Here is a 5,756-nt window from a genome sequence, read left to right on the forward strand (position 1 = left end):
ACCAGCTTGCAAATGATTGTCCTTTCCTTCATTTCTCTCCTATTACGAAGATTTTAAACAGGTTCTTACTTAATTTATGGTATTTACACAATCAAAAAAGCTTATTAACATTTCTTAATGAAAGCTCTAAACCATGAAAATCAATAATGAGATTAATAACAAGCTTCTTACTCGCAATTTTTTTGATTACACAAAGTGGTTGCACAACCCTTATAATAGGTGGTGTGGTGGCTACAGCGACAGCAACAGCAGTAACAATGCAGGACAAATCCTTGGGAAATATCATTGATGATACGACTATGGTCATCAGAATTAATAAGGGGCTCTTAAAACATGGGCTATTTTCATCCATAAAGGTTAAAGTAAGTGAAGGAAGAGTATTGCTCATTGGAAGTGTTGACACTCCTGAAAAACAACTTACAGCAGAAAAAATAGCTTGGCAGCAAAAAGAAATTAAAGAAGTGATAAATGAAATAAGAGTAATACCAATTCAAATGGCTTCCATGCTAGATACCACTGTAGATGGCATGACAACAGCGGAAATAAGAACAAGACTCCTGGGAAAAAGAAATATTAAGTCAATTAATTATAGCGTTAATACGGTTGATAGAGTTGTTTATTTGATGGGTATAGCCCAAAATAAAGCGGAATTAAAAGCTGTAATAGCAATTGCAAGAAAAGTAAAGGGAGTAAAACAAGTTGTAAGTTATGTACGATACAGGTACAGTAAGTTACGCCATTAGGCAAAAATCGCTTTCAAATTATAACATTTGTACAGTTGTGACAATAGGTAGAGAACATAAATGAAAATTGCCTTTCAGATGGATGAAAATATAAATTTTGAAACTGACACTACATTCGTGCTAATAAAGGAAGCACAAAGGAGGAAGCACGAAGTTTTTGTCTATGCTCCTAACAATTTAGCACTAAAGCTAAACCATCCAATTGCTCTGGCTCAGAAAGTCAGCGTTGATGATTTTAGTTTTATCTCTAAAGAGGGTGTAGCAATCAACTTGAATGAAATGGACATCATATTTATCAGACAGGATCCACCCTTTGATATGCGTTATATTACAACAACATATACCTTAGAAAAAACCAGCGCATTGGTAATTAACAATCCAACAGAAATAAGAAATTGTCCTGAAAAATTGATAACTTCATTATTTCCAGAGCTAATTCCGCCAACTTTGATTACTGAAAATATATCAATGATTAGAGATTTCTACTGCAACTATCAAGATATTATTCTGAAGCCATTGTATAGTTATGGAGGAAACGATGTGATAAGAATACAAGATGAGAATAGTATTCAAGTAGTAGTGGATCTCATGATAGCAAAATACGAATGCCCTGTGATTGCACAATCATTTTGTAAAAACATAGATAAAGATAAAAGAATATTGCTACTTTATGGCCAACCAATTGGTGTAATGAAACGAATTCCAAAAATCAGTGGAGAGATCAGAACAAACATGCGACTTGGAGCAAGTTTTGAGCCCGCTCAAATGAACGATAGAAACAATGAAATATGTAACAAAATTGGTCCTGAATTAAAGAAAAGAGGGCTAATATTTGTTGGTATTGATATTATAGATGACTTCCTGCTCGAAATTAACACAACTTCACCCACGGGAGTAGTTCATATCAATAAATTGTATAATATATCGCTAGAAAAAGATCTTTGGGATGTGTTTGAAGAAAAAGCAAGCAGCCATCAACTAAACCTGTGAACAATCACCTTAACAAACTCAGTAGTCCCATTCTTTATCCCTGTTTTTTCTGTACTATTGGTCATATCACGCAATTTTTGAGAATTATTTAATAGATCAAATAGTACCTCTGTTAGATTTTTTTTTGCTTCACTATTCTGCTTAACTATTATAGCTGCTCTCGAGTCTTCAATATATTTTGCGTTATAAAATTGGTGATTATCTTTTGAGTAAGGGTAAGGAATATATATAGCAGAACGCCTAGCAAGAGTGATCTCTGCTATTGAAGTTGCTCCTGCTCTGCTAATTACCAAGTGAGCATTGGCCAGTCTATTCCCCATATCATCAAAAAATTCACTCAATTCACAATCGATCTTTTCACTTTTGTATAGACTTTTGACCTTGTTTACATTTTTCTTCGTACATTGCTGCGTCACTCTAATTTTCTTTTTCATTTTAATAGGTAAATCACAAATTACGCTGCTTACTACATCATCAAAAAAATTTGCACCTTGGCTGCCTGCTATGACCAATATATTTAGGATTTTCTCAGTGCTAGAATGGCTCTGTGCTTTTATATCAACAAAATTTCCTGTAAAAATACATTTATTGCCCTCTGCATATTTAGTCTCCGGAAAGCTGGTTGCAATTAATTTTGCACTCTTGAAAAAGAATCTATTTACTCTCCCTAAAACTGTGTTTTGTTCATGTAAAATTATAGGTATAGAAAGAACTCTTGCTGCAAGAAGAGTTGGAAAAGAAGCATAGCTACCAAAACCAATGACCGATTTTGGTTTTAATTTTCTTACTTGATACAGTGCTAACATAGAGCTGTATATCAAGAAAAGGAAAAACTTAAATTTGTTGCTGCTTGGTCTACGTAATGGTAAGGTGTAGCTTTCTATGTCGGTATTTTTATTTGTTTTTTTATCAGTGAATAATATGCAATTGTATCCTTGTGTCTTTAGTGCTTTTGCTAAAGCTATGGCCGGAAAGATATGCCCACCTGTGCCACCTGTTGCTAAAATAATATCCATCTGTAAATAATAAATCCTAGATTGTTAACTGTTATTTAACAATTTGCACGTAGAATTTTATTAAGCGTTATGATAGTTGAGTTAAAAATGCCTAAAAGTAATAGTAAAAAAGAACCTAATGAGAAAAATAAACCTCAAGAACAAAGAGAAGGCAGAAGCGGAGGTTTTTTAGAACTGCTAAAAAATATAGTAAAAATTCTTTTCAATTCGGTTGTTGACCTACCTGAGCACGAGCAGCATAATAAAATGAAAAGCACTAGTCTACAACAAGGTTTGGATACTAAAGGAAAAGGCCCAGAAGATCTTCATCCAAAGGCAAAGCTTGAAGTTAAAGAAGCAGCTAAGGGATTGAAAGAAGAGTTACAGAATTCTGATGCTGGTGGTAATCAATCTATTGAAACTAAAGTGCCTAATCAAACTACTACTCAAGACATTGACAACTCTAAAACGATGGAACGTTAGTTCAACTATTTAACATCTGCAGCAAGCACTGATTCATGTATCATCTCTGAAATGGTTGGATGAGGAAAAATCGTGGATTTTATGTCGAAGTCTGTTCCTTCTAGTTGCTTTGCAAGAGCAAAATTGCTAATTAACTCCGTTACTTCTGCACCTATCATGTGGCTACCCAGAATTTCTCCGGTTTTTTTATCTATAATCGTTTTCACTAACCCTTCAGTTTCACTGAGTGCAACAGACTTACCATTAAAGTTAGAGTGAAATTTTCCTATTTTTATATCATACCCACCTTTTATTGCCTGTTCCTCAGTAAGGCCGATGCTCGCTATTTGTGGATGAGAATAAGTGCAATTTGGTATGCATTCTTTTTTTAACGCATGAGCATTTTTACCAGCAATCTTTTCAATGCAGATCACGGCTTCATGGCTCGCTTTATGTGCTAAACATGGTGGGCCAGCTACATCACCTATTGCATACACATTTGATTCACTAGTTTCATACCATTCATTCGTTTCAATAAAGCCAGAAGGGCTTAATTTAATTTTTGTATTTTCTAAACCTATATTTTCAATATTTGCTTGAATTCCAACCGCAACAACCACCCTCTCAAATTCTTTGCTCTCACCACTACTTAGTAGCACTTGAGCAGAGTCTTTACTTTTAGTAAGAGCTTTTACGCTACTGCTTGTATATATTTCTATCCCCTGTTTTGTGAATATTTCTTGTGCTAAATCTGAAATGTCCTTATCCTCCAGCGGCAAAATAGTGCCCTTTATCTCTATGATTGTTACATCAACACCCAAAGTACTATAAAAACTTGCAAATTCTATTCCAATTGCACCAGACCCTATAATTAGTAGCGATTTTGGTAATCTCTCTGGAGTCATAGCGTGCTGCGCACTCCATATTAAATCTCCATCTGCCTCTATTCCAGGCAGATTCCGTGCCCTCACGCCTGTTGCTAAAATGATATGCTTGGAAACAATTTCTTGTTCTTCCTTATCGCTAACGACTTTTATAGTACCATTGCCTGCAAGTTTACCAAAACCTTGATGAACTTTGATATTATTTTTTTTCATCAAATATGCAACACCGCTTGACAATTTATCAACAACGTTTCTTGAGTATTTCACTATTGATTGTATATCAAAATTCGCTCCCTTTACTTCTATACCAAACTCCTTTGATCTTTTTATTAGCCTATAAACCTCAGATGCTCTAAGCAGTGATTTTGTTGGTATACATCCCCAATTTAAGCATATACCGCCTAAATTTTTTTCTTTTTCCACAATTGCAGTTTTAAACCCAAGCTGTGCCGCCCTAATTGCCGCTATATAACCACCAGGACCGCTGCCTATAACCGTAATATCATACTCATTCATCAGTTTTCTTCGTATTCAAAAAGATTATATATAACAGATGGAACCCATACAATCAATGGTCTGTCATCTACCGTCTTAAGAGTCAAGATAAAAGTTGTTATTTTTTATCATGGCATTTAAACAAACGATAATTTTTCTCATGACAGCAACTAATGCAACCTTAGCAGCTTTGCCAGAATCAACCAAACGCTGATAAAACGCTTTCATTTTTCTGTTGTGGCGCATAGCAACAAGAGCTGACATGTATAGTGCTTTCCTTGCATAAAACCTGCCTCCTTTGATTTGAGCTTTGCCAACTTTTCTTCCACTTTCACTAGTTTTAGGTGCAACTCCAACTAAGCATGCAATTTCTCTATTCTCTAATCTACCAAGCTCAGGCACCTCTGTCAGTAGAACGCTCGCCGTCTTTGATCCAATACCTTTATAGCTGATTAAAAGCTCATTTTTTCCTTTCAATTCAGCTATTGCGTCTTCTATGTCTTGCCTAATTTCTTTCAATTGTTTTTCAGCAAACCCTATCTGTCTTTCTATGTATTCTCTAGCTTTTCCCGTCGCACTTTGCAGGCGACACTTGTTTGCATGAATTGCATCATTTAAATTACGCTCAACTGCCCCCAGCTCCTTTAATTCCTCTTGCTTTTGTGAAATTATACATCCTTTTACTTCACCGTCTTTACTGACAAATTCAGCGTATTTTTCCAGTAATTTAGCATCTAACTTGTCAGTTTTTGCAAAATGATTGCAAGCTTTGGCAAATGCATATACCCGATTCGGGTGAGCTTTATGGACAGTTATCTTGCAACAATTTTATAATGAGCTTTTCATAGCCACCAGCTTACACATAACTTGATGGGTAAATCGACTATATTTGTTTCTATAAACTTAGATATAGCATCACTCACGTTTGCTATGCGCTTATGCTTGCCATTAATTGAGATGTCCAATGCTTCCTTGGAAACATCTACTCCCATGAAAATTATTCTAGCTATTTTTGTACCTATAAATATAATCAAACAATAATGCAAAATGCTGTATACAGGATTGTAATTCGATCTTTTAGATCCACCTACCGTTCGTACTACATTTTGCTTTAAGCCTTACTATTACCCACAAATAAAAACATAGTATTGTATTTACTCAAATAATTTAATTTTATTAACCTGAAA

The 5,756-nt window shown here is 35.0% G+C and carries 5 protein-coding genes and 1 pseudogene; 3 read left to right on the top strand and 3 right to left on the bottom strand.

Annotation, left to right across the window (positions count from 1 at the left end):
* Nucleotides 1-146 precede the first annotated feature (146 nt).
* Both OZD61_RS00590 and gshB read left to right on the top strand, forming a co-directional pair.
* Nucleotides 147-743, top strand: a complete 597-nt coding sequence (locus OZD61_RS00590) for a BON domain-containing protein (RefSeq protein ID WP_274979459.1) — start codon at nucleotides 147-149, stop codon at nucleotides 741-743.
* A 60-nt stretch (nucleotides 744-803) separates the two neighbouring features.
* A complete protein-coding gene (gene gshB, locus OZD61_RS00595) occupies nucleotides 804-1,733 on the top strand; it encodes a glutathione synthase (RefSeq protein WP_274979460.1) in 930 nt (309 codons plus the stop codon).
* Here gshB and murG read toward each other — a convergent pair.
* Nucleotides 1,718-2,749 carry an undecaprenyldiphospho-muramoylpentapeptide beta-N-acetylglucosaminyltransferase gene (gene murG / locus OZD61_RS00600; RefSeq protein WP_274979461.1) on the bottom strand — a complete coding sequence of 344 codons (1,032 nt, stop codon included), beginning with the start codon at nucleotides 2,747-2,749 and terminating at the stop codon, nucleotides 1,718-1,720. The two genes, gshB and murG, sit on opposite strands and share 16 nt — an antisense overlap.
* Nucleotides 2,750-2,818: 69 nt before the next feature.
* Here murG and OZD61_RS00605 point away from each other — a divergent pair, with 69 nt between their 5' ends.
* Nucleotides 2,819-3,211, top strand: a complete 393-nt coding sequence (locus OZD61_RS00605) for a hypothetical protein (protein WP_274979462.1) — start codon at nucleotides 2,819-2,821, stop codon at nucleotides 3,209-3,211.
* 5 nt (nucleotides 3,212-3,216) lie between these two features.
* Here OZD61_RS00605 and lpdA read toward each other — a convergent pair whose 3' ends face one another.
* Both lpdA and OZD61_RS05835 read right to left on the bottom strand, forming a co-directional pair.
* Nucleotides 3,217-4,590, bottom strand: a complete 1,374-nt coding sequence (lpdA, locus tag OZD61_RS00610) for a dihydrolipoyl dehydrogenase (protein ID WP_274979463.1) — start codon at nucleotides 4,588-4,590, stop codon at nucleotides 3,217-3,219.
* A 75-nt stretch (nucleotides 4,591-4,665) separates the two neighbouring features.
* Nucleotides 4,666-5,579 (bottom strand): annotated as a pseudogene (locus OZD61_RS05835) (IS110 family transposase).
* Between the last annotated feature and the right edge of the window lie 177 nt (nucleotides 5,580-5,756).

This window comes from Wolbachia endosymbiont of Drosophila bocki (assembly GCF_028982005.1).
Lineage (GTDB): Bacteria > Pseudomonadota > Alphaproteobacteria > Rickettsiales > Anaplasmataceae > Wolbachia > Wolbachia pipientis.